The organism is Hyphomonas sp., from assembly GCF_017792385.1.
Taxonomy (GTDB): Bacteria; Pseudomonadota; Alphaproteobacteria; order Caulobacterales; family Hyphomonadaceae; genus Hyphomonas.
On sequence record NZ_CP051230.1, the window covers coordinates 2,094,466 to 2,119,881 of the forward strand.

Consider the following 25,416-nt stretch of genomic DNA (forward strand, 5'->3'; position numbering starts at 1 on the left):
TTGGATTGTCCCGGTTCACCTAGGCGGTGGGGCGGGAGCGCACAATTCACGACTTGTTACAAATGCACCATGGTGCGCGGATCAGGAGTCGGTCAGGGCGTTGTATTCCACGAACCAGTCGATGAAGCGCTGGACGCCTTCCTCGAGATCAACCTTCGGGGCATATCCGGTGGCGTCGGACAGGCGGGATACATCCGCAAACGTATCGACCACGTCGCCCGGCTGGAGAGGCGCAAATTTCTTGTCGGCGGTTTTCCCCAGCGCCGACTCCAGCGCGGTCACGAAATCCATCAGCGTGGCCGGGCGGCTGTTCCCGATATTGAATACCTGGAACGGCGCAGAAGACCGGTCGGGTGCGGAATAGGCGCCGCCAGCCTCCGGGATGGCCTCGGCGGACCGCAGGATGCCGTCCACGATATCGCCGACATAGGTGAAATCGCGGGAATGGATTCCATTGTTGAACAGGGTAATCGGCCGACCATTCTGGATGGCATCGGCAAACAGCCAGGGCGCCATGTCCGGGCGACCCCAAGGTCCGTACACTGTGAAAAACCGCAGCCCTGTGGTCGGCAGGCCGAACAGGTGGCTGTAGCTGTGCGCCATGAGTTCATTGGCGCGCTTCGTGGCTGCATAAAGCTGGAGCGGATGATCGACCGCATCCGTTTCCGAGAAGGGCACCTTGGTGTTCGCTCCGTACACGCTCGAGGTGGACGCATAGACGAGATGCGGCATACCGGCATGGCGACACGCTTCCAGCAGGTGGACAAAGGCGACAATGTTGCTTTGCACATACTCGTCCGGATGGTCCAGGCTGTGGCGAACGCCCGCCTGCGCCGCCAGATGAATCACGCGGTCAAACCGGTTGTCCGAGAACAGGGTCTCCACAAATGCCTTGTCGGCCAGGTCTCCCCGCAGGAAAGACCAATTGCCGGATGCGGTGGCGGCGGCAGCATCAAGCTCCGCCAGGCGCGCCTGTTTCAGGCGCGGGCTGTAATAGGCGTTGAGATTGTCGACACCCAGGACATCATGGCCTTCGTTGATCAGGCGTTGGGCCGTATGAAATCCGATGAAGCCGGCGGCACCTGTAACGAGGAATTTCATCAGCGAAGGGTTCCGTTTTTTCTGCGCTTCGCCGGGTCAGCCGGAAATCACGAGGCCTTGGCGAGATGGATATCGTTGTTCCGCTTTTCGCACAGGTCGGCAAATTTTGCCTTCCAGGCGTCCCCGAAATGTTCACCCACAAAGGAAACAACCGACTCGATGTCTTCCGGCGACAGGGATAGTTCCCATGGCGTGTGCAGGATTTCAAGCAGGTCGCGCAGGTATTGCTGGGGCTGGCGCTCCAGCATCACCGCACCGATCATGGACGGGTTTTGGGTCGATTGCAGCTTTGTGTCCTGCCACATGTGGAACATGTAGAACGGACCGCGATTGGTGTGCTTGTGCCGTTCGAAAGTGCACAGATTGATGTCGTGGAAGGCCACCCAGCGGCCTTTTTCCATGAAAGGCAGCACAGCCAGAAAGTCCAGGGCTGCCCAAGGATGGTAGTGGTGCGCGTCAATGAACGCGAACTCGACCCGGCCGACATCCTTCATGGCTTCCAGCGCGATCTTGCCCGTATGCAGCTTGTAGTTCGGCAGGTATTGCGGCACCGCCTCGGTCACGGCCTGTCCCGTCTTGTATTCGGGCTTGAGGTAGAAATCCTCGAACAGGTCGATGGCGTGCAGGTTGAACCCGTCCTTGCCGAGCGTCTTGGTCAGGGCATGCAGCAGGACGGCCGAACTCCATCCGCTGGCGACGCCGATTTCCACCGATGTCTTCGGGCGGGCAAAGCTGACAAGGCCAGACAGGAACGACACGTCATAGTCGGAAATATTGCCCCCGATCCAGTCCGGCCGGCGGGCCGTGAACTCCGGGTCGATGAGATCTTTTGACCGGGCTTCCAGTCCTTCCGACGAAATCAGGCGGGTCATTACCGTTTGCGGCATGGTCAGTTCTGTTCCTTGAATTATGCGTCTGTCCGCCAATCGTAGCGGTTATTGATCCTCATTTACAATCGTAGAAATGGTTCTGCGAAGTGCGTCATGAGTTCTTCCGGTCATTTTCCCGTATACTTTCAACAGGAATACGTCAGCTTTAAGGGCATGCAGGATTTTGAAGAGGGGATTGGTCGGCTGCAGAGTCTTCGGCGTGTCTAGAATCGCCATGACCTCTTCAAGGGACCGCTTCTGCTGTGTCGACAAGCCTGCCTGAACTTTCTGGCTCGGATAGAGGACGGCCCGGTTTGCCTGTTCGGCTTCGGTGAGCCAGCGTGGCCCCGTCGTTGCCGGCAGCATTTGGTCCAGCGCCTCGGCAGAGCGCGCAATGGCGATCTGCATGAGATGGAAGCCCAGGATCCGGCGGTCGGAAGAGCTTGTCAGGGAGGCCGGACACAGTTCCTGATCCGTCTCGATGGACAGGCGGATATCACCAAATCCCGGGTCTGACTGGGGCAGGGTGGCCGGATCGATCTCGATGTCGATGAAACCGGGCCGGGTGGAGACCATGTACGTCTCGAAGAATGTATCGCCAATTCGCATGTGAATCGACCGGACCGGAACGCCCGGCTCAGTGAATGCGAAGCCCTGAATGCGCAGGAAGATCCGCTCGTTTCCGCGGACCGAAGTCGAGAATTCGAGCGGGGCTTTTTTGCCGGTGGTCCAGCAGCCAGAGCGTTCGAGCCGCCCCCAATTGTCGCCCCGGATAATGTCGATCAGACGCTTGTGATCGGTCTTCTCCGAAAAGCACAGGCTCGACTGCGCCCAGACAACCGGCAGGTGCTGGTCCCTCAGCGGCACAGTATCGACGGCCGAGACGATCTGGCTGACGCTCTCGTCCCAGTCGACGAAGGAGAAAGTGCTGCGGATTTCTTCCTCGCGTGCGGTCAGCGCCGCGGGATTGTCGATGAAATGGCAGACCTTTTCCAGCCAGGCCTTGAAGTCGTACGGGTCGAGCAGTTCGGTCAGGTCCGGCGCGATTTCCGCCGTCGATGTGCTGCTGGAGGCAAGGCAGACCTTGCCATTGGCGAGGCTCTCGGCAACCGGCAGGCCCCAGCCCTCATACAGGGACGGGTACAGGGTGAATTTGCAGTTGCTGTAGAGCCAGTGAAGCTCCTCGTCGTCGACATCCTGCAGGAACTTCACCTTGCGGGCCAATTGCGGCTCGCCCGCAACCAGTTCCATGATCTGTTCGCCGCGCCACATGTTCCGTCCGACCAGGAGGAGCTGCGGTGCGCGGTTGCCGCGCTGCTGGACCAGACGGCGCCAGACATTGATCAGCAGGATGTGGTTCTTTCTGAGATCGAGCGAACTCACATAGATGACGAATTCCTGATCCTGCAGCGCGGCGCAGGTGTCGCTACGGTCCAGAAGGTCATCGCTGAGTTCAGCCTCTTCGGAACGAATATCTCCCAGACGGAATTTCTGGATCGGCTTCAGGTGCTCGCCCTGCGTGGCCAGGTACGCCGTCAGGTCACGTATCGTGCAGTCGGAATAGGCCAGGAAGGAATCGGCGCAATCCACCATGTCGGCAAGGTTCTGCACGAACACGTCGGCCACGTCGGACGGGTAGAGATGCCGGGCGGCATACTGAATGATGTCGTGGACCAGCAGGGTGAGGTTGAGCCCGCTCGCGATCTTCAGCTGGCGCAGCGCCGAGATGAAATTGGAATTGCGGATCCAGGCGCCGCCGAACATCAGGATACGTCCGGGCTCGACGGTTTGGGAATCGAGCCGCACGGCCTTTCCGGTCGCCTCGAGCTGGGTCAGGTGTTCGGTATCGCCACTGGCCAACGCATCAGCGATGCTCAGCCTGAGATAATTGTGGGTCTTGGAATTCCAGACAATCGGCACGATGCGGGCGCCATAGACGCTGAGCAAGGCTCCAAGGGCCTTTTCCTCAACGCGGGCGATGCCGGTTGGATGACCGGAATGGTGCCAGGACGTCGTCAGGTCGACATAGATCTTGCCGTCGCCGGGGGCGATGGCGGGAAGGGTGCCTGCGGCCGCATCATGTGCCGCAATCGCCTTGTCATAGACCTCGGCGGTTTCCTTCACATGCTTGGCCCAGGTGAACTCCTTGCGGGCGAGCTGCTTGCGCTTCTCGCGCAGGGCCTCGTCGCCAGCTTCGCCGACCGCGGCGTTCAGCGCGGCGATCAGCCCGTCGAGATCGGCCGGGTTCACATAACGGCCCAGGTCGCCGAAATACTCTTCTTCGGAGGACCGGTCGCTCAGCACGAGTGGCGCGCCTGCCGCGCAGGCTTCCAGAGCGGCCAGCGGCGCGCCCTCCGCCCAGCTCGGCAGGCAGAAGGCTGACGCCCCGGCAAACGCAGACGCCAGACGCGGATCATTCGGTTCGATACGCGGCACGAAAATGGCGGAGTCCGGTGCCACTTCGCGGACCAGCTTGCCATAACCTGCATTGCCGTCATGGCCGATGAAGACAACCGGCACATCCAGGCTGCGGGCGGCATAGGCCAGCAGCAACTGGTTCTTGCGGGACTCGATGCGCCCCACGCACAGGATGTACTTGTCGAGGCCGAACTCGGTCCGGAACAGGTCCGGATCGGCCCGGTCGAACCGTCCGGCATCGACCGGGTTGCGCACGATCGAGGCGGGTTTCGGAATGCCCGTCATCTGCTCGACGCAGCGCTTCTCATATTCGCTCAGGAAGATGAGGTGGTCGGCTTCGTGCAGGCAGGTCGCCAGCTTGTCGACATAGCCCGGGAAGGGCTCTGCCGGGGGGCGGCTGTCGGACGCCAGGATCTCCTCCTTCAGCGCGTTCAGGCCGGACTTGATCACACCGGGGGAGTTCAGATTGTGGGCAATCAGGGCCGGGATCGACCGGTCATAGGTCTCGCGCGGTGTAAGGTTCAGAAAGATCGGCGAGAAAACGGTCGGCTTGCCGGCCCGCCTTGCACTCGAAAGCGTGCTGAAGGCCGATTCGAGTGGCCAGCAATTGAAGACGTGAACGACATCGGCTTTCGCCTTCGCGGCCGGCGAATCCTTGGCCAGCGAGGCCCCGACGCCGATGCGCGCCAGTTCCCCGGCCGTCCTTGGGACGCGTACGGAGGGTCCGCCCAGGGTTGTGCCTTCGCCGCCATGCGTCAGCAGCAATGCGGAGATCTTGTCCGAGCTCGTCCTGGCGGCGCCATTGGCTCTCGCCGCCGCGGCCGGGGCCTTTCCGGACTTTGACACGATGCCGTGCTGGCGGGCGACCTTGTCGAACAGGTCGATATGCGCATTCCCCCAGGCCGACCAGGTCCGGTGGGCCACCGCCTCGCGCAGTTTCAGGCGCTCATCGACCAGACCGGTCAGCACCTTGCGCAGGGAGTCGGCATTGCCGGTCTCGAAGGGGATATGCGGATACTCGTCCACCCAGCCGACATCGGAGGCGATCACGGGCTTGCCGCAGGCCAGCGCCTCGAGCACGCACATCGGGCCGCCCTCATACAGGGCAGGGACCAGGACATAGTCCAGATCATTGTAGAAATCCGGCATCTTGCCGTCGCTGATGAAGGTGGACGGCCCCGGCCAGCCCTGGCCGGTAAAGCGCCATTCGATGCCCGGTACATCCATCACGTCGGCAACCAGTGCCTCGCCCTTGCGGCCGGTATGATAGGTCCGCCCGATGACGCCGATCCGCACTTTCGGCGTGAACGCGTCGAGATCGACACCCGGCGTGATCGTGGTCACATTCTTGATGCCGGCCTCGGCCAGTTCCTCGGCATAGCGCCGGGACATGCAGACCGAATGCTCGACATCGGAGGCGATGTCGAAATAGCGCTTGCGGGCATTCGGGTCGTTTTCCGAATGCGTGAAGAAGGCGATCTCGACCGGCCCGGCGCGTCGGTGGCGGCAGGAATAATTGATGTAATAGTGCAGGTCGGCAGACGGGTCGGGCTCGGTGCCATAGGACACCGAATTCGACCGCACGGCGATCTCCCGGGCCAGCTTCTCCAGAATCCAGCCCCGATCGGCGATCGTGATGTGCGTGCGAAATGACATGGCTGCTCTCTATCCCCAATTATACCTGCCCGGAGGCATCCCGCCGGATGGACTGCCGCAAGACATCAGGATGTGGCAAGCCTGTCCGCCCGGCAGGCTGGATCAAAATGCGATCGGACCGGCCTTGACGCGCTTTTCATCAGCTTCGCACATCAGTTGCACCAATCCGTTCAGGTCCACTTCGCGCTTCCAGCCGAGCTTTTCGTCCGCTTTCGCAGGCGAGCCGATCAGCAATTCCACTTCCGCAGGCCGGAAGAAGGCCGGGTTCACGCGCACCAGCGTCTTGCCGGACTTGCGCTCGATGCCGACCTCGTTCTCGCCTTCGCCCTGCCAGTCGAACTCCCAGCCGAAATAGGCGCCGGCAGCGTCGACGAAGGAGCGGATCGTGTGCGTTTCGCCCGTGGCCAGCACGTAATCGTCCGGCGTGTCCTGCTGCAGCATCCGCCACATGCCCTCGACATAGTCGGCGGCATAGCCCCAGTCGCGCTGTGCATCGAGATTGCCGAGCTCCAGCACGTCCTGCTTGCCGGCAGCGATGCGGGCGAAGGCCAGCGTGATCTTGCGGGTCACGAATTCCTTCCCGCGCAGCGGGCTTTCATGATTGAACAGGATGCCGCTGCAGGCGAACATGTCGAAGCTTTCGCGATAGTTCACGGTGGCCCAGTGGGCGAACAGCTTGGCGACGCCATACGGGCTGCGCGGATAGAAGGGGGTCGATTCGGTTTGCGGAATGGCCTGTACCTTGCCGAACATTTCCGATGTGGACGCCTGGTAGAACCGCGTCTTGCCACCCAGCGAGCGGAGCGATTCGAGAATGCGCATCACGCCCAGCGCGTCGGCATTGGACGTGTAGAGCGGCTGCTCGAACGACACGCCGACAAAGCTCTGCGCGGCGAGATTGTAGACCTCGTCCGGCGCCGACTTTTCCAGCACACGGCGGATGTTCGATTCTTCCAGCAGTTCGAAATCATGCAGGTGCAGCGAATCGGTGATGCCCAGTTCGTCGAGGCGGCCCGTGCTGATCACGCCGATGCGGCGCACGCCGCCATGCACTTCATAGCCCTTTTCCAGCAGCAATTTTGCCAGATATGCACCGTCCTGTCCCGTAATGCCGGTGATGAGCGCCGTCTTAGCCATACAAAAATTCCCCTACGGTTTCATCCCCGGCGCCACCTTGTGTTGCCCCGGGGACATGTCTGTGCCGAAGTGTCTAGCGGGCAGGTCCGGCCAAGGCCAGCAAAAACCTGACCCGCCGCTGCAAGCGAAACAAGCCTGTCATATTTCCGGCGGAATGGGCGGGAATCAGGCGGTTTGACGGGTTTGATCAGCGTTAACAGCCTGCGGCAGTTGACGCGCAAATTCGAGCAATTGACGGTCGAACTTGATGTACCGGTTCATGATCGATTTGGTGTAGCCAAAGCCCTTGCCGAGGCGCACGCGATTGCGCGACCGCTTCAGTTTTTCGGCTTCCTCCGGAATGTTCCATCCCAGCTTCTCGCCCAGCGCCTTCTGGCCTTCGGTCTGGGCTTTCTGGAACAGGATCATGTCGAGCGAGGCGAGCGTTGTCTTGGCCTGTTCGAGGTGTTCGGCACTGACCGGTGTCTTGCCGTCGACATTCGCGAAATAGCGCACCATGACATTGTCATTCTCGCTCATCATCGGCTTGAAGCGAACGAACTGGTCGAAGCTCATATCCTTTGTCTGCTCGCGGAAGGGGCGGTGCATCTTTTCCGGATCATCGGGATGCACATAGTGGAAATACCACGACACCAGCCGGTCGCCCGGCTCGCGCAAACTGGTGAACACGAAGCGGTCCGGGCTGAGATAGGGCAGGATGGCAGACGTGGTGTGCCCGCCTACGGCCGGATGCTTGTGAAAGGCCTCCAGCAGCGCGGCCCGTGCCTCGGGATCGGCCGCCTCGGCCCGCGTGATGAAGTCCGAGAAGACGGTCCCGAACCGTTCCTGGACCTCCGGGCTGGACCGGGGCGGATAAAAGGCCACCGGCCCGAGATTCTCTTCGATCAGCTTGTGAAGGGTCGTGCCAGCCGTCTTCGGCACATGGAGAAACGCTACTTGGGTCATCTACGGTTCGCTGCCACCGTTTCCTCTTGCGGGCAAGAGAAACAAAGCTCGTTCCTGATATTCAAGGATAGTATCGGGTGAAGTCGGCGCAGGCATTGCGAATGTTGGCGCTGTACTTCTGCGTCCATTCTGGATCGAAGTATTTGTGATCCTGAACGACCCTTGGTTTGTATTTCGAGTTCCCGCCCTTGGAAACTTTTTGCTTTTCAATGGCTTGTTGAATTTTGGTCTCGTCCGCAGCAAGTCCCGTGGCTTGCACAACTCGTCTGATTTCCCGAACGGGCGATTCTTTTAGGCCTTCGTAGCAGAGCACCATCGTGTTTTGGGGGCCGTTCGTGATCCACTTTTGCCAGAACGCCACATAATAATAGTACTCTCGGAGAGCGAACTGCCGAAAGTGTCTCACGGTATCGTTCTTCGGATGCTTGCGCACATGGAGATCAAAGTTTGAGTAAAGTCGTTCAATGGGGCGTCTTACTTGAACAAGGTTCAGGTCCGCCGAATCCATCGGGTCTGTGAGTTCGAAGTCATGGCTTTTTTGTAGGAAGACCTTGATCGGCTCATTTTGATATTTCGAGCAAGGAATGCTCTTGCAACAGTTGTCAAAGTAGTCGTGTGCCCACGGGAAATAGAAAGAGCAATAACCAAACTCTTCTCCCAGATAGGTCATCAATATTCTATGGAGAAAGTGATGCCCTGAACGTGGCATAGATGCGCCACCAATCAAGAAAGGTTTGGCCATAAGAGGTTTAATCCTAAGGGGTTTATCGACCGTAGGATTCACAGAACTGTGATTCCCTAGATTGGCAGCCGTCTAACTGATTGTGTGCTGTGCCGCAAGAATCTCGCAATAGGGTAATCGAACAGAATTCCTATTCCGATATGTCGCTACCGTTTCTAATAGTCTTCCAACTGATCCCATCTGAATAGACTAGCTGAGCCCCTCCAACAACATCCGTAGCGTAGGCGATAGTGCCGGCTCCAACGACCGAGGCATCTGGCAATGAACCAACTGCAAATTGCCCGACTCTTGCTGGACCATTCACATGGAGGCGTGTGCTAGGACTAGTATGCCCGACGCTGACATTTTGAGTGGAGTCGATATACAGAGCGATGGTCCCCTCCGTAAGCAATCGAATACTGTCCACCGCGGTGCTAGAGCGCGTAAACACGAGCGCTTGTTGAGCTACGGTCCCTGCGTCGTTCATGGTCTGCACAAAGAAGTTTCCGCTCCCGCTGGTCACGCGCCAGATGCGCTCATCTGGAGCATAATCGGTCTCTACCAAATAGAATCCCGGACTTCCTCCGCTAGACGCAACTAGCCCCCCAACATCCAGCGTATAGGCCGGGGTGTCGGTGCCGATGCCGAGGCGGCCCTGGTCTGTGTCGGCGGTGAACAGGCTGGCCCAGCCTGCGCCATCATACAGCAACAGCGTGTCGTCTGCGATGCACCAGGCGCGCCAGCCGGCCTGCGGCGTGCGGAACGTCCAGGCCCCGTCCTGCCAGCTGGCGATCTCGGCGGCGGCCCGGCCGTCCCATGCGCCCGTGGCGCCTTCCGGCAGCAGATAGCCATCGCCCTCATTCGGCGCGGCGGGCGGGGTGGCAAGGTCCCGCGCCTGCACCACCAGCTGGACGTGAACGTCCAGCGCGGCCAGCGACTCATTGACGGTGACGTGCTTTTGCGCCTGTGACGGCTGGAGATAGGGCAGGCCGAGCCGCGGCGAGAAATCAGTCATGCGAACGCTCCTTCAGGATGGCCGTCCAGCATGACATGGGCGCAGGCGCGTCGGATTGGGGCGCGGCCCGCCGCCGCGCACCGGGCCTCAGGGCGCGAGAATGACCTGCGCCGCGTCATCCCATTGCGGCGGCGTGAAGGCGCGGGCCTGCGCCGCCGCTCCGGCCAGTTGGTCCGGGGAGTCCAGCCAGTCCTGCAGGGCGCGTGTCCACGCGGCGGCATCATCTGCCGGCAGTCGCCGCATGCCCTCACTGGCCAGCTCCCGTGCCACCGGCAAATCTGCGGATACGAGGCAGGGTGTCCCCGCAATCAGGCTTTCCACCGGCGGCAGGCCCCAGCCTTCGGCGGCCGACGGGTACACGGTGAAGGCAGCATGCCGGTACAGCGCGGCCAACTGTTCCTGCGGGCAATTGTTCAGGATGATCACCCCGTCTTCGCGCAGCCGGGCCTGATGGGCCGGGTCCTGAAACCGTTCGAAGCCGGGCAGCGGACGGCCCACCAGAACCAGCCGGGCAGACTGCGCCGCCGCGCTCGCCTCGCGGGCGGCGCGCCAGCAATCGATCAGGAAATCATGCCGCTTGCGCTCGCTCATGGTGGCCACATACAGCGCATAGGGCGCGGCAATGTCTGCAGGAGGTTCATGCGCCGCCGGCGTGTCCGGCAGGTCGGCCATGCCGGGCAGGATCCGGCGGATCGGCCGGTCCAGCCCGTGCGCGGCCGCGAACGCCCTGATCTCGTCCTCCGATTGCTGGGAAATGGTCAGCACTGTGTCACAGATCTGGAGCAGGCGGAGCAGGCGGGCCTTGAACGCGGCTGAGGTCTCGGCGTCGAACGTGTCGGGGCGGGTGACATAGAGAATGTCCGGCACATGTACGTGCAGTTTCAGCGCGTTGCGCGCCACCGTCTCGGCCAGATCGTCCAGATACCGGTCATTCGAGATCCAGGGATGGCCCAGCACCACCAGCCGCGCGCCACGCGGCAGGTCCGGCAGGCGGGTGCGCGGTTCCGGCACCAGGCTGACGCCCAGACGGACCTGTCCCAGGCTGGCATCATCATGCCGCGTGCGGGCCGGGCCTTTCCGCGCGCGTTCCAGCAAATGGTGTTCCGGCAGGACCACGGGGGAAAAGCCGGGTTTCGCGCGGCGCAACAGGCCAAGGGCAGACCGGTTGAGGCCGCCGGGCAGGGCGTTCAGCGTGTGCTTGAACAGGGTCAGCCCGCGCCGCGCCGGGCCCGGGCCGCGCTCCGGCTTCAGGGTCAGACGGCCGGCCGATACGGGCGATATGCGGATCTCGGCCGGGCGGCACAGAATGTCATGGGCGTCCGGGTCGGGGGCGGGCCGGTCCGCCAGCGGGCCCATGGCCGGCGTGCCGAACTGGTCGGCCGGCACATCGAAATGCCGCCGCGCCAGGGAACTCCAGGCGATGGTCTTGAGATCCGGCTTCCGGTCATGCAGCGCGCGGCCCAAATCCAGCTCCACGCGCGGCACCCCGGTCAGCGGTTTGTCATTGCGAAACTGGTGCGCCAGATGTGTCGCGTCCAGCAGCACGGCATCGGTCTGGTCCACGCTCCGGCATTGCGCCGCATCGTAGACTGCCAGCGTATTGTCCACGTGCCGCTCGATGCTGTAGCGCTCGCTTGTATAGGCCGAGCGCTGCTGGCGGCGTTCATCGGAGTCCGGCGTATCCAGCTGGGCCTGGGCAGCGTCCCGAATGGCGATCAGGTCGCACGGATGGGCATAGCGGGCCCAGTCCCCGAAATATTCCCGCTCGGATGAGGTCGCCGACAGGATCAGCGGCGTGCCGGCCGCCCCGGCCTCCAGTGCCACAAGCGGCGCCCCCTCGCTCCAGCTTGGCAGCAGCATGGCCCGCGCCGCCTTGTAGGCGCTGGCCAGCAGGGCGCGGTCGTCGATGCGTTCAATATGAATGAATTTCGGTCCCGCCCAGCGCTTGAGTTCGGCGAAATAGTCGGCGTCCCCGACATGGCCGATGCAGACCAGCGGCACATCCAGCTCACGCAGGGCGAAGGCGGTCAGCGCCTGATTCTTGCGCGGTTCGATCCGGCCCACCATCAGGAAAAAGTCGCGCACGCCGAACGCGTCTGTGAACAGGCTGGCATCGCCTGACACCATGGTGGCCGCATCGACACCGTTTGGAACGATTTGACACTGGCTGACATCGGCGCCGATGGCGCGCAACAGCCCCTGTTCGTACTGGCTGAGGCAGATCACATGGTCGGCCAGCGCGACCTGACGCCGGATCATGTCGAAATGACCCGACTCGCCCTGCCGGGGCGGAATCGCGCTGTCAGGGTCCCAGAGCGGCGTCATTTCCATGATCAGCTGGGCGCCATCCTCCACCTGGCGGTCAGAGATCGAATCCCGCAGCAAGTGCTTAACGGCGGTATCGTAGAAGGCCCGGTCGGCCAGGTTCAGCATGATCGGCGAGAACACGACCGGGGCCCCCGTGCGCCGGGCCAGTGCCAGTGTCTGCAGCGCCGTCTTGAGGGGCCAGGAATTGAACACATGGATCAGGCTTGGCGACGCATCGGCGGCGAGCGCATCCTGAATGGCGGCGGTCCAGGTGGCATCGCCGCCCCGCTGGTGGATTTCCCGCTCGATCTGTCCGATCCGCGTCGTCGGTCCGCCGCGCGTCGTCCGCTCCGATCCGTGCGAAACGAGCCAAGGGCGGGAAGTCCCCTCCGTCACGCCGCTCACCGCTCCGACGTCGGGTTCAGCTGCTTGCGGCCAGCTTTCCGGCGCTTGGGGGCGTCCTCGTTCGCCTCAGTGCGCTGTTTGGCGGGGCGGGGCTTTGTGCCCTTGCCGGACGGTTTGCCTTGCTGTTCCACACGCTCGGCTTGGCGTCGCTGCGCGCGCAATTCCTCGCGCCTTGCCTCGCGGGCCTCCTCGCGCCGTTTCTCACGTCTGGCTTCGATCCGTTTTTGACGGCGCGCGTCGTCCCGTTTGGCTTCTCGGACTTCTTCGCGCTTGGCTTCCCGTCTCCGCGCACGACTGGCCTCGACCCGTCGCTTGCGGCGAGCCTCTTCGCGTGCAGCCTCGCGCTCGGCAATTTCCTCTGGCGTCAGATGTGCGGTTTCATAGATCTCCAGCACGTCCTCGACCGTGCCGAAGGCGCGCAGCTGGCCCCGGTCCAGCCAGGCGAGCTTGTTGCAGGACCGGCGAATGACCGAGTGGTTGTGCGAGGCCAGGATCATGATGCCCGCCTCGTCCACCAGCTTGCGCAGGCGTTTCTGGGCCTTGTCCTGGAACTCCGGGTCTCCGGCGCCCAGCCATTCGTCCATCAACAGGATGTCGGCATTGAAGGCCGTTGCGCAGGCGAATTTCAGCCGCATCGCCATGCCGTTCGAATAGGTCCGCACGGGCATGTCCAGATATTCGCCCAGTTCGCAGAAATCGATGATTTCCGGAAGCTTTTCGAGCACTTCCTCGCGGCGGAACCCTGCCATCAGGCCGGAGATGAGAATGTTCTTGTATCCGGTCGCTTCCGGCTGGATGCCGAGGCCCAGCGAGAACAGGCCCGCAATGTGGCCTTCCACGCGGATATAGCCTTCAAGCGGCTCGAACACGCCGGCGATCACGCGCAGCAGGGTCGATTTGCCTGACCCGTTGCGGCCAATCAGGCCCAGACGGTCGCCGTCCTTCAGGTCCAGCGAGATGTTCTCCAGCGCCACCACACTGCGCGTGCGGCTGGAATCGTCCCGGATCAGAGAGCCGGCGCCGCTCAGCCGATCTTCCGGCATGACCTTGGAGCGATCCGATCCCAGGATCGGATACGACAGGGTGACATTCTGGAGCAGGATCGAAGCCATGTCGTCAGAGCCAGAAGATGATTCGCCGCCGGGCGAAAACGAGAAGGGTGAAGGACGACACCAGAAGCACCGCCGTGATCGCCAGCACGATCTGGAAACTCTGCACCGGCACCGTACCCGTCAGCAGCGGGTCCCGGAAAGCCATCACGAAGTGCGCGAAGGGATTATACTGGAGATATCTCCACAGCGGGCCGATCTGCTCGGGAAGCCAGAAGATCGGGGTCAGGAAGAACATGACCCGCATGATGGCCTGAATGAGATGTGACACGTCGCGAAACCGCGTGCACAGGGTGCCGAGAATGAAATGGATCGCAAATGAGCACAAAATGAACAGGGAAAACGCGACTACGGACCATAGCGCCGTCCAGGTTGGCGCCACCTTGTAGATCGCCAGCAGCGCCACCACGACGAGAAAATTGTAGAAGGCCAGGATCAGCGATCGCGTGATGCTGATGCAGACAAACAGCGTCAGCGGCAATCGCCCGCCCTTGATCCATCCTTCCGACACCACAAACACATTGCTGCCGTCCGCAACGGACGAGCTTATATACATCCAGGCAAAGAAGCCCAGCGCAACATAATTTGTAAAAAACGCATCATCCGTCGGCGCCATCCGGCCGAAGATCAGCACCTTGACGCCCACGAACAGGGCGAACGACAAGGTCGTCCACAACACGCCGATATAAGTCCGCTTGAACCGCCGGTTGATGTCCTCGATCGCCAGCGCCATCCACAGGCGCCACCTCGAAAAACCGTCGGCAATGTCCTGGATCGCGGCCGCACGCTGACCCTTGCCCAATTCGTAAACGGCTAGCGACATCTTTCCTCCCGGACGGCAGAAGCAGAGGAGGTTGATCGTCGGTCTGACGGCCTAAGTCAACCGCGAGGGCACACCAAAAGGGTGCCCTGTCCGAGGCTCCGCGCGGCCGCCTGCTCCGCGTCTTGTTTTCGCCACGAACTCTCCTATGACTGTCGTAATTCTTGCATTCGTACAGTAACCGGGCAGGCAGATTCCTTATCTATGGTGGCCAAGTTCATCCAGCCGCTCTGGCGCGCCCTTCCTGCTCCGATCCGAACCGGTTTCTGGGGCTGGTTCCATCAGGCTTCGCTGGCCCGTCCCCCGGTCTCGCCGCCGGGCATCGAGCCTGGCGACCGGGTCGTGATCGCCGGCATGTTCCGCTCTGCCAGCGGCCTTGGTGCCTGGGCCCGGTCGAATTATCGCATTCTCAAGCAGGCCGGGTTTGACGTCGTTGCAGTGGATGTCAGCGAGTACCTGTCAGTTGCAGATCTTGAGTGCGACATTCCCTTCTCTCCGTTTCCGGCGGACCCGACCGGCACCCTGATCCTGCATGTGAACGGGCCGGAAACGCAATATTGCCTGCGCATGCTGGGCCTGCGCCGCGGCCGTCGGTGGCGGGTCATCGGCGCGTGGGCCTGGGAACTCGAAATCTTTCCCGCCGGATGGGAGGAGGCCTTTCCCTTCCTGTCCGAAATCTGGGCCCTGTCGGATTTCGCTGCGGCCGCCTTCCGTCGTCACGAGGCCGCGCCGCCGGTGCGTGTGTTACCCATCGCCGTTGCCCCGGACGGAGCGGTGCGTCCTCAAGACCGGCCAAGCGAACGCCCCTATACCGTGCTGGTCATGGCCGACGCCCTGTCGACTCTGGAGCGCAAAAACCCGGTTGGCGCAATCCGCGCGTTCCGCTTGGCGTTTGCCGACCGCACTGATTGCCGGCTCATCCTCAAGGTCCGGAATCTCGACACGGCGCCCGAAGCCCGTGCCAGTTTGCTGGCCGAAATCGGGGACGCAGCCAATATCGACCTGGTTCAGGGTTCCTTGTCCGAAGCAGAACAGATGTCGCTCATTTCCGGGGCCGATATCCTGATGTCATTGCACCGGGCAGAAGGGTTCGGACTGGGGCCGGCCGAAGCAATGACTCTCGGTGTCCCGGTAATTGCCACCAACTGGTCCGGCAATCTGCTGTTCATGGACACGAATTCCGCCGCGCTTGTTCCCTATGAGCGCGTGCCGGTGCCCGAAGGATGCGCGCACTATGATCTCGTCGGGGCTGAGTGGGCCGAGCCGGACGTCGAGGTGGCGGCGGACTGGCTGCGCCAGCTGGAGGCCGAGCCGGATCTGGCGCGCAGTCTTGCCGAACGGGCGGCGCAGCATATCAATGCCATCTGCGGAATTGCTGCGGTTCAGGCAGGGGCGCTCCGGTTCCTTGAACACCCCGGCCGGGCGGACGTTCAGGAAACTTCCTGATCCCGCACCGGAATGGTCTGAATGCCCTGAACCGGCATGCGGACATGCGGTACCCTTCGGCTCATCCGCAACGGGTTCCACATCATCGTGCGCGCCAACTGGCCGATCGACACCTTTCGTTCGCGAACGCGCCACTTCGCGCCGGACAGCACGTCCGGAAGACCGCGCAGCCCGTCCCAATTTCCCTTGAGCGTGGGCACCAGCCTGCCCAGCAAGGCGTTCCGTGCGATCAGGTAAAGACACAACACGATATGCATCGGCAGGGTCAGCAGCAACAATGGCAGCGGCATGTTCTTCACATAGGTCCACAGCCTGTTGCGCGTGCCGTGATAGGTGGAAAACGGGCTGCCGACCCCGGAAATGGCGCTGCCGGCATGGTATACTTTGGCATCCGGCAGGAACCAGCAAGGCTCGCCCGCCAATTGGAAGCGGAAGCCCAGATCGACATCCTCGCAATAGCAGAAGAACCGCTCGTCGAACCCGTTATGGTTGAGGAACAATTGGCGATCGATGATTGCTGCCGCCCCGCAGGGGCTGAAGCATTCGCCTTCACCCGGCATGGCCGTACGAGGATGGCCGAATCCGCCACGCCAGGGAATGCCCATGATCAGATAGGCGTCGCCGGCGCCATCGATGATTTCCGGATCCTGCAAATCATATTGGGCGGACGCAAAAACGCGGCAATCAGGATGCCGCTGGCTCGCTGACATCACCTGATCGAGCCAGTCCGGCGCCGCAACAGCATCCGGATTGAGAAGCGCCAGCCATCGTCCACGGGCCAATCCTGCGCCCAGATTGTTGGCGGCCGCAAACCCCAGATTGTCGTCATTCCTCACAAGCTGCGCATTGGGAAGACCCGTCAGGTCCAGCGCGTCGGCAGACCCGTCTGTCGAGGCATTGTCGAGGACGATCAGCTCAAAATCCCGGAAGGTCTGTCTGGACAGCGACCGGACGGCATCCTGCAGGAAGTGGCCGCCATTATAATTCACGATGATGACCGAAAAGGTGGGGCTTTGCATAGGAAGCTTCTTGTCGATTGCTGGCGGCGGACCTGAATGCCGACAGAGTCCCCCCGGACCGAATTGTCTTGGTGGCGCGGTTTCCACCTTTTGGTCAAGTTGTAACCTCCGCAATCCGGTGGGACGACCAGTTGGTTACATATGGAACTATATAGCGATCTGCGCTAGGCTCCCCGCATGACGCATTTCGAGGGCAAGAACAGATACGAGAACGCGCCGCGCGCGGCCGACTTCACCATTGATCAGGCCTGGCATACCTATAGCGCCGCCGAGCATGACCGATGGGACCGCTTGTTCCGGCGCCAGCGCGAGATCGCAAAGGGCCGCGCCAGCGAGACGGCCCTGCGCGCGATGGCCGAGCTGGAGCTTTCGGCCTCCGGTATTCCCGACATGAATGTTCTGTCGGACCGTCTGGAATCCATTACGGGATGGCGGGTTGTGCCGGTGGCCGGGCTGGTGCCGGACGAAGTGTTCTTCGACCATCTTGCCAATCGCCGCTTTCCGGCCGGTGCCTTCATCCGGCCGGAAGCCGAATTCGACTATCTGCAAGAGCCAGATATCTTCCACGACATCTTCGGACATGTGCCGTTGCTGGCGAACGACGTGTTCGCGGATTTCATGGAAGCGTATGGCAAGGGCGGCCAGCGCGCCATGAAACTCGGCCAGTTGCATCATCTCGCTCGGCTCTATTGGTACACGGTCGAATTTGGACTGATACGCGAACCGCAAGGCTTGCGCATCTATGGGGCAGGCATTCTGTCGAGCCCGCGCGAGACAGTTTTCGCACTGGAAGATGACAGTCCGAACCGGATTGCCTTCGACCTGCAGCGCATCATGCGCACCAGCTACATCATCGACGATTTCCAGCAGACCTATTTCGTGATCGACAGTTTCGATGCGTTGCTGGAGGCCTGTTACCAGGATTTTGGCGATGTGTATGGAAAGGTGAAGTTCCAAGCCGACATAGACGCCCACGAGACCGTGCCGGAGGACAAATTGATCCATCGGGGCACGCTGGACTATTTCCGGGACAAGGTGGGAGTCTAGCCGACGCTGAGCGCGAGCACCCGGCTGATCTGCGAATATGGCAATCCGCTTTCCGTGTGCCAGTGATTGAAGGCGTGCTGGACCGACTTCAACGCTCTTGCTGTTGATGCCTCCGCTGAGTCCAGCACACGTTCGCGCACAAGCGCCGCACAGACGTCACGGGATGTGATCCAGGCGTCCCAGCCCGCAAACCGAAGAAAGTACTGTCCGGTTGCGCCGCCGAGGCGTGATCCCTTGCGACGCAGCAGAGCAAGCAGGCCGGTCTGGTCGTCGGCGGGCCAGGACGCGAGAAACGCGCCGAAACTGCCATGTTCCCTGGCGGTGTCGGCCACGAATTTGGCATTCTCCAGCGTGGCCCGGATTTTCTGGCCATTGCGCACGATCCGTGTATCGGAAACCAGACGGTCCATCAGGTCTTCTGCAAAAAAGGAGAGCCGAGCTGGATCGAACCCTTCAAAGGCCGCTTCGAAACCATCCCATTTTGCGTCGATGACTTTCCAGTTGAAGCCCGCATTGAACACGCAGCGGGTCATGGTCGCGAGCAGCCGGTCATCGGGCACGGTTTCGAGCCTGTCCACGAGATGTGTGTTGCGGGACAGGTCCAGCACCGTCGCGCGGTCGCCATGATGGTGCGCCGCCAGATCGATGATGCGGTCAAATGGGGTCATGGAGCCTCCTGCCAGGCACATTGTCCCAACTGCTTCAATTGTCCAAGAGCCTTGACCGGGCAGGGAAAAGCGGGGATCGCTGGAGTATGCATTATGTTCCCCGAATTCTCGTGACCGGCGGTGCCGGTTTCATTGGCTCCTTCCTTTGCGAGCGTCTTCTGGACACGGGCGCGGAAGTGCTCTGCGTCGACAATTTCTTCACGGGGCGACGCACCAATGTCGCCCACCTGCTGGACAATCCCCGGTTCGAGGTGATGCGTCACGACGTGACCGTGCCGCTGTTTGTCGAAGTGGACCAGATCTACAATCTGGCGTGCCCGGCGAGCCCGGTTCACTATCAGTTCGATCCGGTTCAGACCACGAAGACGAGCGTCCATGGTGCGATCAACATGCTGGGCCTGGCCAAGCGTACGCGGGCGAAAATCCTTCAGGCCTCGACATCGGAAGTCTATGGGGATCCGGAGATTCACCCGCAGACCGAGGAGTACTGGGGCAATGTGAACCCGCTCGGTCCGCGTGCCTGTTATGATGAAGGCAAGCGGTGTGCAGAGACCCTGTTCTTCGATTACCACCGCCAGCACCAGGTGAAGATCAAGGTCGCCCGGATCTTCAATACCTATGGTCCGCGCATGCATCCGAATGATGGTCGCGTCGTATCGAATTTCATCGTCCAGGCCCTGAAGGGGGAAGACATCACATTGTATGGCGATGGCGAGCAGACGCGCAGTTTCTGTTTCGTGTCTGACCTTGTCGACGGGCTGATCCGGTTGATGAATACCGGCGATGAGGTCACCGGGCCGATCAATCTCGGCAATCCGGGGGAGTTCACGATCCGGCAACTGGCCGAGAAGATCATCGAGTTGACGGGCGCCCGCTCGAAACTGGTCCATCTGCCGCTGCCGCAGGATGATCCACGTCAGCGACAGCCGGATATCACACGGGCCCGCCAGACACTGGACTGGGCACCGACTGTGCCGCTGGAAGATGGGTTGAAGCCCACAATCGCGTATTTCGAAAAAGAAGTGCAGGCGATGCTGGGGTGAGCCTCACGGCCTAAGGCCCCGGTCAGGCATCAAATCCGAACGTCTGATCCTCCGGATCGATTATGTCGCGAAGCAAACCTGGATTTGATGGTGGGCCCGGCAGGATTTGAACCCGCGACCAAACCGTTATGAGCGGTCCGCTCTAACCAACTGAGCTACAGGCCCCAGCGGCCTGTTTTAACGTGCTTCCCTGCCTTGGCAATGTGCTGAATGCTTTGGCAAAACCGCATCCCGGCCGGATTTTGTGGCAGGCATGTTGCATGGCCCCGTCGCAACACCTAGACGAGACACGGGGCGCTTCATGGCAGGGATTACGAACTTCATGCAGGGACGGTCAAAACGCATTCTCGTGCCGGGTGGAGCCGGCTATATCGGCTCTCACACTTGTGTCGAACTGATCAATCGGGGCTACACGCCGGTGATTGTCGACAATTTTGTCAATTCCAGCATCGCTTCGGTGGACCGGATCCGTCAGATCACCGGCGCCAATGATGTGCCTGTGATCGAGGCTGATATTCGCGACACGGCCGAGATGGTTCGAGTTCTGCGCGAGCACGAATGTGAGGCCGTCATTCATTTTGCGGGCCTGAAGGCGGTCGGGGAGTCGACCGCCCAGCCGCTCGACTATTACAGCAACAATGTTCAGGGATCGCTGAGCCTACTGGAAGCGATGAAGCAGGCCGGAACCGGGCACATCGTCTTCTCATCCTCGGCGACCGTGTATGGCACGCCGGTGTCGCTTCCCTATACGGAGAGCCATCCGCTGGCGCCGACCAATCCCTATGGCATGACCAAATATGCCGTCGAGCTGATGTTGAACGATCTCGTCGCGTCCAGGGCCGGGATCAATGCCGGCATTCTGCGCTATTTCAATCCGATCGGCGCCCATCCCTCCGGCCTGATCGGGGAAGACCCGAATGGCGTGCCAAACAATCTGATGCCCTTCGTGGCACAAGTGGCCGTGGGGCGGCGCCCTCACCTGAACGTGTTCGGCAATGACTATGACACGCCGGACGGCACCGGGGTGCGGGACTATATCCATGTCGTGGACCTGGCCGAAGCGCACATTGCGGCGCTGGAAAAGCTGCTGGCGTCGCCGGACAGTTTCACCGTCAATCTCGGCTCCGGCATCGGCCATTCTGTGCTGGACGTCGTGAAAGCATTCGAGCAGGCCAGCGGGCGGGACATTCCACTCGAATTCGTCGACCGCAGGCCCGGCGACCTGCCGGCCTACTGGGCCGATCCGACCCATGCGATGGAACTTCTGGGCTGGCAGACCCGTTTGACGCTGGAAGACATGTGCCGGGACCAGTGGGCATGGCAGAGCGGGAACCCGAACGGCTATCCCGACGTCAAAATCGGGGCGGCGTGATCGCAAGTTCGACACAATGCACTGCTAGCCACTGGGTCGGTCCGCGAATGGAGGAGACCCTATGCGAAATTTCCGGAACCTGCTCATTGCATCCAGCGCTGCCATCATGGCGGCCACCTTGCCTGCCTGCGCGCAGACGAGTGCCTTGTCACCTTCTGGAGGCAGCAGCCAGATGACCTATCATCCGAATTCGATCCAGCCTGAAACCACGCTCGACATTTCGGCAAATGCCAAGGTCCAGCGGGCACCCGACATTGCCTACATTACCGCCGGCGTGAACGAAGAGGCCGAGACGGCTGTTGCCGCGATGGCCGCGCAGGCCCGTGCGATGTCCAGCATGATGGATGCGCTCAAATCGGCGGGGATCGCTGACAAGGACATGCAGACCTCCAACATCTCCCTCAACCCGGTCTACGACTATGTCGAGGAAACCGACAGAGCGGGCCGGCGCAGCGGCAAGCAGGTATTGCGGGGCTATGCAGCCTCCAATCAGCTGACCGTGAAAGTGACCGATCTGGACGGGCTGGGCGAAACGCTGGACAGCCTGGTCGCGGCCGGTGGCAATACGTTTTCCGGCCTGAGCTTCGGGCTTGAGGATTCCAGCGAGGCGCGTGACGAAGCGCGGCGCAAGGCGGTTGCCGACGCGATGGCCAGGGCGGAGCTGTATGCCGACGCCGTCGGCATGCGCGTGGCCCGCATTGTGAGCATCTCGGAAAGCGGCGGTTTTGAACCCGCGCCGGCACCCATGGGCCGGATGATGGCGATGAGCGAATCTGCCGACATGACGTCCACGCCCATTTCCGGCGGTGAGCTGACCTATTCCGCGAATGTCAGCATCCGGTTCGAACTGGCCCGGTAACTGCCTCAGACATAGCCTTCGGCAAGAAGGTCCTTCATGTCGACAATGCCGACCGGGCGTCCGTCTTCAACCACGAATGCGTTGGAGATGCGGTGCTCGGTCAGCCGCTTGATGACGGTGGACATGCGCTCTTCCGGCGAGATCGTCCTGGGGGATTCCGTCATGATCGAAGCGGCATCAGCCGACAGCTTGCCCGCCAGCATGGCCCGGCGCAGATCACCATCAGTGACCATGCCGACCATGAGGCCGGATGGGTCCAGCACGGCCGCACAGCCCTTGCGGCCTTCGGAAATGGCGAGAATGACTTCCTCCACGGCGGCGTTGCTGGGGACGGATGGCAAATCATCGGTACGGGCGGCCACATAGTCGCCGGCTGTCTGCAGGGACCGGCCGAGCTTTCCGCCCGGATGCCGGAAGCCGAATTCTTCCCGAGAGAAGCCGCGCCGGGCCATCAGCACGATGGTCAGGGCGTCGCCGAGGGCAAGTGACATGGTCGTGGACGATGTTGGAGCCAGGCCATTCGGGCAGGCTTCCGCCACGCTGGGCAGCAGCAGGCGCACATCCGAATACCGGCCCAGGGTCGATTCCGGGGCCCGGGTCATGCTGATGACCGGGATGGCGTTGCTGCGGCAATAGCGCAGCAGGTCCACCAGTTCGCGGCTCTCGCCGGAATAGGAAATTGCGATCACGACCGAGCCGGGCACGATCATGCCGAGATCGCCATGGCTGGCTTCGGTGGGGTGCAGGAAGAAGGAGGGTGTTCCGGTCGAGGCCAGGCTGGCAGCAATCTTCTGCGCGATGTGGCCGGACTTACCGACGCCGGCCACGATGACATGCCGGTCCGTGGCCATGATAAGGTCCGCGGCTTTCTCGATCGATTCGTCCAGCCCGGTTTCAAGCTGTTCCAGCGCGTTTCGCTCGATCCGTATGACGTTTCGTGCGAGGTCGAGATCGGATTCGGTGGTCAATGTCCTGCTCCTGCTTCCTGCCCCGCGTTCTGGGTCAGGAGCCTGTGACTGACAAGACGGAAATTCCCGTGGCCCGGCGTCGCGTGTTGCGCGGAAGCGGTGCCGTTTACTTGATGAGGCCCATCTGGCGGGCTTCGTATTCCGCCACGCTCATGACGCGCGTTTCCGGTTGCTCCACCGGTTCGACCGGTGTTTCGAGCTTGGCGTGGGCGGCGATTTCCTGAACCGGCGTCTCCTCCGCGGGGTCTGACGCGTCTGACGCGTCGTCGCTACCGCCTTCGGCAATGATCACGCTGATACGCTTGCCATTCAGCATGGGTTCTGCCGCATCATTGGGATGTATCGGCGTCAGGACGCCGGCGAAGGCGAGTTGGGTGTCATGGGCCGGGTCGTTGAGTGTCGTGAAGGCGGCTTCGACCAGATCCTCGACATGCGAATTGCGAGACCGGGACGTGTTGCCGCCCAGCATGATCGCGATGACCCGGCGGCCGTCGCGCTTTGCGGAGGTCATCAGATTGAAGCCCGATGCACGCGTGTAGCCGGTCTTGATGCCGTCGACGCCATCGACATTTCCGAGCAGTTCGTTGTGGTTCTTGTAGGTGCGTCCAGCCCATTTGAAACTGCGGGACGAGAAATAGTGGTAGTAGTCTGCATGGTCGGTGAGCATGGCGTCAGCGAGGATGGCCAGGTCGCGCGCCGTGCTCATCTGCTGCGTGTCAGGCAGCCCGGAGGCGTTGCGGAAGCGGGTGTTGTGCATGCCGAGCGATTTGGCCTTCACGGTCATCAGCTGGGCAAACCGGCTTTCAGACCGGCCGAGCCGTTCGGCCACGACAACGGCCACGTCATTCGCGGACTTGCTGACAAGGGCGCCGATTGCGTCGCGCACGGTAATGGTCGAGCCGGTGCGCAATTTGAGATTGGATGGCGGCTGGCTGGCCGCATGACGCGACACGACAAGGCGTTCGTCGAGGGAGACCTCACCGGCCTTGAGGGCATCGAACAGCATGTAGAGGGTCATGACCTTGGTGAGGGAGGCCGGATAGCGCGCTTCATCCGCATTGCGGGCGTGCAGCACTTCATGCGTGTCCGCGTCGATCACGATCGAGGCGTACTTTTCGGCCGATGCTGTCTGGGCAACCAGGCCCGCCGCCAAAAGCGTCACCGCCAGGGCAAGTGCTTTGACAACAGGTGAGAGGGCAAGCCGCATCGTGTTCTCTCCAAGAATTGAGTTAACCCCGAGCCCCGGAGCCTAAACTAGAGTCCGGCAAATCGGTTGACCAGATGTTAACACAGGGGTCCGCCTGACAAATCCGTAATCTATTTTTAGGGGATGCAAGTTTCGTGCGAAATTTTAAATGCTGCACCGCACAATAATTGTTGCAATTGCTCATAATTTACGCTAGGTTAGCGGACATAGCGTGATAAAGGATCTCCCTCATGGCGACTGCAAAGAAGACCACCCCGAAGTCTGCCCCGAAAGCCAAAGCGGAAGCGCGCGTGGCCGACTCGGCGACCAAGATGATTGATGAAGGCATGGAAAAGATGACCGGTTTCGCAGACAAGTTCGGCGACTATGCCGAAGGCGGCTTCAAGGCATTCGCCGAGCAGGCAGCCTCCTCCTCCGAAATGATGCGGACGCTTGGCGCGCGCAACATGGATTTCTTTGCACGCACCCTGGAACAGGGCGTGGAAGCCACCCAGTCGCTGACGAGCGCGAAAGACCCGCGCGAAGCGATGGAAATCCAGTCCGGCTTTGCCAAGAACCTGTTCTCGGCCTACACGTCCGAAATGAGCGCACAGGCTGAACTCTGCATGGCTGCGTGGCGCGACGCCGCGAAGCCTTTCATGGCGTTCGCCAGCAAGTAAGACCCGCTTTTCCCGGTCTGGCAGTCAGGTCGGGGCGTAGAGTGGCGTAGACTGAATGGAGCCGGGCCTGATTGGCCCGGTTCTTTTTTTGCGGCTTTCCCTGACGTCGCGGGTGCAAACTGCCGGGATTGGCCTAGATTGTCTGCATGACCGATTTCCTCGACTTCCAGGCATTGGCCCGGCCGACTTCTCCCAACACCTATCTGCTGGCCCCGTCCGGCTTTGCCGATGAGGCATCACCGGATGCGGAGAGCCCCGTATTCGACTGCACACAGGCCGAACTGTTCAGCCAGGTGGAGGCGCTGGTCGCCTCGCGCAAGGATTGGCGGTTGAAGGCGCTGGATGCCCAGGCGGGCCGGATCAGCTTCATTGCCGTCACCCGGTTCTTCCGCTTCAAGGATGATGTCGACATTGCGGTATTGCCAGCAGGTGATGATGCCGACGGTTCCACACTGGCGATCTACTCTGCCTCGCGCGTCGGTTACAGCGATCTCGGGGCGAATGCGAAACGTGTTGGCGAGATTCTCACCAGCCTGCGCTGACTTGAAATCGGGCAGTTTGTGCTTTTGCCATGCTTGTGCCCTTCAAAGTCCGGCAAGAACGTATATCTTGATAAACATGAGCG

The 25,416-nt window shown here is 61.4% G+C and carries 21 protein-coding genes and 1 tRNA gene; 7 read left to right on the top strand and 15 right to left on the bottom strand.

Annotation, left to right across the window (positions count from 1 at the left end; translation table 11 throughout):
- Nucleotides 1-81 precede the first annotated feature (81 nt).
- The 10 genes from HF955_RS10450 to HF955_RS10495 form a co-directional block, all read right to left on the bottom strand.
- The gene (locus HF955_RS10450; RefSeq protein WP_291075082.1) at nt 82-1,101 is read right to left on the bottom strand and encodes an NAD-dependent epimerase; all 1,020 of its coding nucleotides are present in this window, start codon (nt 1,099-1,101) and stop codon (nt 82-84) included.
- Between the two features lie 47 nt (nt 1,102-1,148).
- Nucleotides 1,149-1,988, bottom strand: a complete 840-nt coding sequence (locus HF955_RS10455; protein WP_291075083.1) for a class I SAM-dependent methyltransferase — start codon at nt 1,986-1,988, stop codon at nt 1,149-1,151.
- Nucleotides 1,989-2,036: 48 nt separating this feature from the next.
- Nucleotides 2,037-6,044 (bottom strand): glycosyltransferase, encoded by a 4,008-nt coding sequence (locus HF955_RS10460; protein ID WP_291075084.1) that lies wholly within the window; start codon nt 6,042-6,044, stop codon nt 2,037-2,039.
- 102 nt (nt 6,045-6,146) lie between these two features.
- Entirely contained in the window at nt 6,147-7,181 is a 1,035-nt protein-coding gene (gene gmd / locus HF955_RS10465) for a GDP-mannose 4,6-dehydratase (RefSeq protein WP_027837947.1), read from the bottom strand.
- Nucleotides 7,182-7,346: 165 nt separating this feature from the next.
- Nucleotides 7,347-8,126, bottom strand: a complete 780-nt coding sequence (locus HF955_RS10470; RefSeq protein ID WP_291075085.1) for a sulfotransferase family 2 domain-containing protein — start codon at nt 8,124-8,126, stop codon at nt 7,347-7,349.
- A 61-nt stretch (nt 8,127-8,187) separates the two neighbouring features.
- Nucleotides 8,188-8,796 carry a sulfotransferase domain-containing protein gene (locus tag HF955_RS10475; RefSeq protein WP_291075086.1) on the bottom strand — a complete coding sequence of 203 codons (609 nt, stop codon included), beginning with the start codon at nt 8,794-8,796 and terminating at the stop codon, nt 8,188-8,190.
- Between the two features lie 202 nt (nt 8,797-8,998).
- Complete coding sequence (locus HF955_RS10480; protein WP_291075087.1) at nt 8,999-9,862, bottom strand: DUF2793 domain-containing protein; 864 nt, start codon at nt 9,860-9,862, stop codon at nt 8,999-9,001.
- Between the two features lie 87 nt (nt 9,863-9,949).
- Entirely contained in the window at nt 9,950-12,565 is a 2,616-nt protein-coding gene (locus tag HF955_RS10485) for a glycosyltransferase (protein ID WP_291075088.1), read from the bottom strand.
- Between the two features lie 5 nt (nt 12,566-12,570).
- The gene (locus HF955_RS10490; protein ID WP_291075089.1) at nt 12,571-13,686 is read right to left on the bottom strand and encodes an ABC transporter ATP-binding protein; all 1,116 of its coding nucleotides are present in this window, start codon (nt 13,684-13,686) and stop codon (nt 12,571-12,573) included.
- Between the two features lie 4 nt (nt 13,687-13,690).
- Nucleotides 13,691-14,506 (bottom strand): ABC transporter permease, encoded by an 816-nt coding sequence (locus tag HF955_RS10495; RefSeq protein ID WP_291075090.1) that lies wholly within the window; start codon nt 14,504-14,506, stop codon nt 13,691-13,693.
- Between the two features lie 201 nt (nt 14,507-14,707).
- Between HF955_RS10495 and HF955_RS10500 the strand changes: the two genes are divergently transcribed.
- The gene (locus tag HF955_RS10500) at nt 14,708-15,949 is read left to right on the top strand and encodes a glycosyltransferase (protein WP_291075091.1); all 1,242 of its coding nucleotides are present in this window, start codon (nt 14,708-14,710) and stop codon (nt 15,947-15,949) included.
- Here HF955_RS10500 and HF955_RS10505 read toward each other — a convergent pair.
- The gene (locus HF955_RS10505) at nt 15,934-16,968 is read right to left on the bottom strand and encodes a glycosyltransferase family 2 protein (protein ID WP_291075092.1); all 1,035 of its coding nucleotides are present in this window, start codon (nt 16,966-16,968) and stop codon (nt 15,934-15,936) included. The genes HF955_RS10500 and HF955_RS10505 overlap by 16 nt on opposite strands.
- Nucleotides 16,969-17,145: 177 nt before the next feature.
- Between HF955_RS10505 and phhA the strand changes: the two genes are divergently transcribed.
- Entirely contained in the window at nt 17,146-18,015 is an 870-nt protein-coding gene (gene phhA, locus HF955_RS10510; RefSeq protein ID WP_291075093.1) for a phenylalanine 4-monooxygenase, read from the top strand.
- Here the strand turns inward: phhA and HF955_RS10515 are convergent.
- Complete coding sequence (locus HF955_RS10515; RefSeq protein WP_291075094.1) at nt 18,012-18,683, bottom strand: DNA-3-methyladenine glycosylase I; 672 nt, start codon at nt 18,681-18,683, stop codon at nt 18,012-18,014. The genes phhA and HF955_RS10515 overlap by 4 nt on opposite strands.
- 86 nt (nt 18,684-18,769) lie before the next feature.
- On the opposite strand from HF955_RS10515, the gene HF955_RS10520 reads away from it, so the two are divergent.
- Complete coding sequence (locus HF955_RS10520; protein ID WP_291075095.1) at nt 18,770-19,726, top strand: UDP-glucuronic acid decarboxylase family protein; 957 nt, start codon at nt 18,770-18,772, stop codon at nt 19,724-19,726.
- A gap of 88 nt (nt 19,727-19,814) precedes the next feature.
- Here the strand turns inward: HF955_RS10520 and HF955_RS10525 are convergent.
- Nucleotides 19,815-19,891, bottom strand: a tRNA-Ile gene (locus HF955_RS10525).
- 136 nt (nt 19,892-20,027) lie between these two features.
- On the opposite strand from HF955_RS10525, the gene galE reads away from it, so the two are divergent.
- Entirely contained in the window at nt 20,028-21,098 is a 1,071-nt protein-coding gene (gene galE / locus HF955_RS10530) for a UDP-glucose 4-epimerase GalE (protein WP_291075096.1), read from the top strand.
- A 61-nt stretch (nt 21,099-21,159) separates the two neighbouring features.
- Nucleotides 21,160-21,957 carry an SIMPL domain-containing protein gene (locus HF955_RS10535; RefSeq protein ID WP_291075097.1) on the top strand — a complete coding sequence of 266 codons (798 nt, stop codon included), beginning with the start codon at nt 21,160-21,162 and terminating at the stop codon, nt 21,955-21,957.
- Between the two features lie 5 nt (nt 21,958-21,962).
- On the opposite strand, the gene HF955_RS10540 is transcribed toward HF955_RS10535, so the two are convergent.
- Nucleotides 21,963-22,925 carry an SIS domain-containing protein gene (locus tag HF955_RS10540; RefSeq protein ID WP_291075098.1) on the bottom strand — a complete coding sequence of 321 codons (963 nt, stop codon included), beginning with the start codon at nt 22,923-22,925 and terminating at the stop codon, nt 21,963-21,965.
- 106 nt (nt 22,926-23,031) lie between these two features.
- Nucleotides 23,032-24,132, bottom strand: a complete 1,101-nt coding sequence (locus HF955_RS10545) for a D-alanyl-D-alanine carboxypeptidase family protein (protein WP_291075099.1) — start codon at nt 24,130-24,132, stop codon at nt 23,032-23,034.
- A gap of 230 nt (nt 24,133-24,362) precedes the next feature.
- Here HF955_RS10545 and phaP point away from each other — a divergent pair, with 230 nt between their 5' ends.
- Both phaP and HF955_RS10555 read left to right on the top strand, forming a co-directional pair.
- Nucleotides 24,363-24,791 (top strand): TIGR01841 family phasin, encoded by a 429-nt coding sequence (gene phaP / locus HF955_RS10550; RefSeq protein ID WP_027837957.1) that lies wholly within the window; start codon nt 24,363-24,365, stop codon nt 24,789-24,791.
- A gap of 146 nt (nt 24,792-24,937) precedes the next feature.
- Nucleotides 24,938-25,333 carry a DUF1499 domain-containing protein gene (locus HF955_RS10555; protein WP_291075100.1) on the top strand — a complete coding sequence of 132 codons (396 nt, stop codon included), beginning with the start codon at nt 24,938-24,940 and terminating at the stop codon, nt 25,331-25,333.
- Nucleotides 25,334-25,416: the final 83 nt, after the last annotated feature.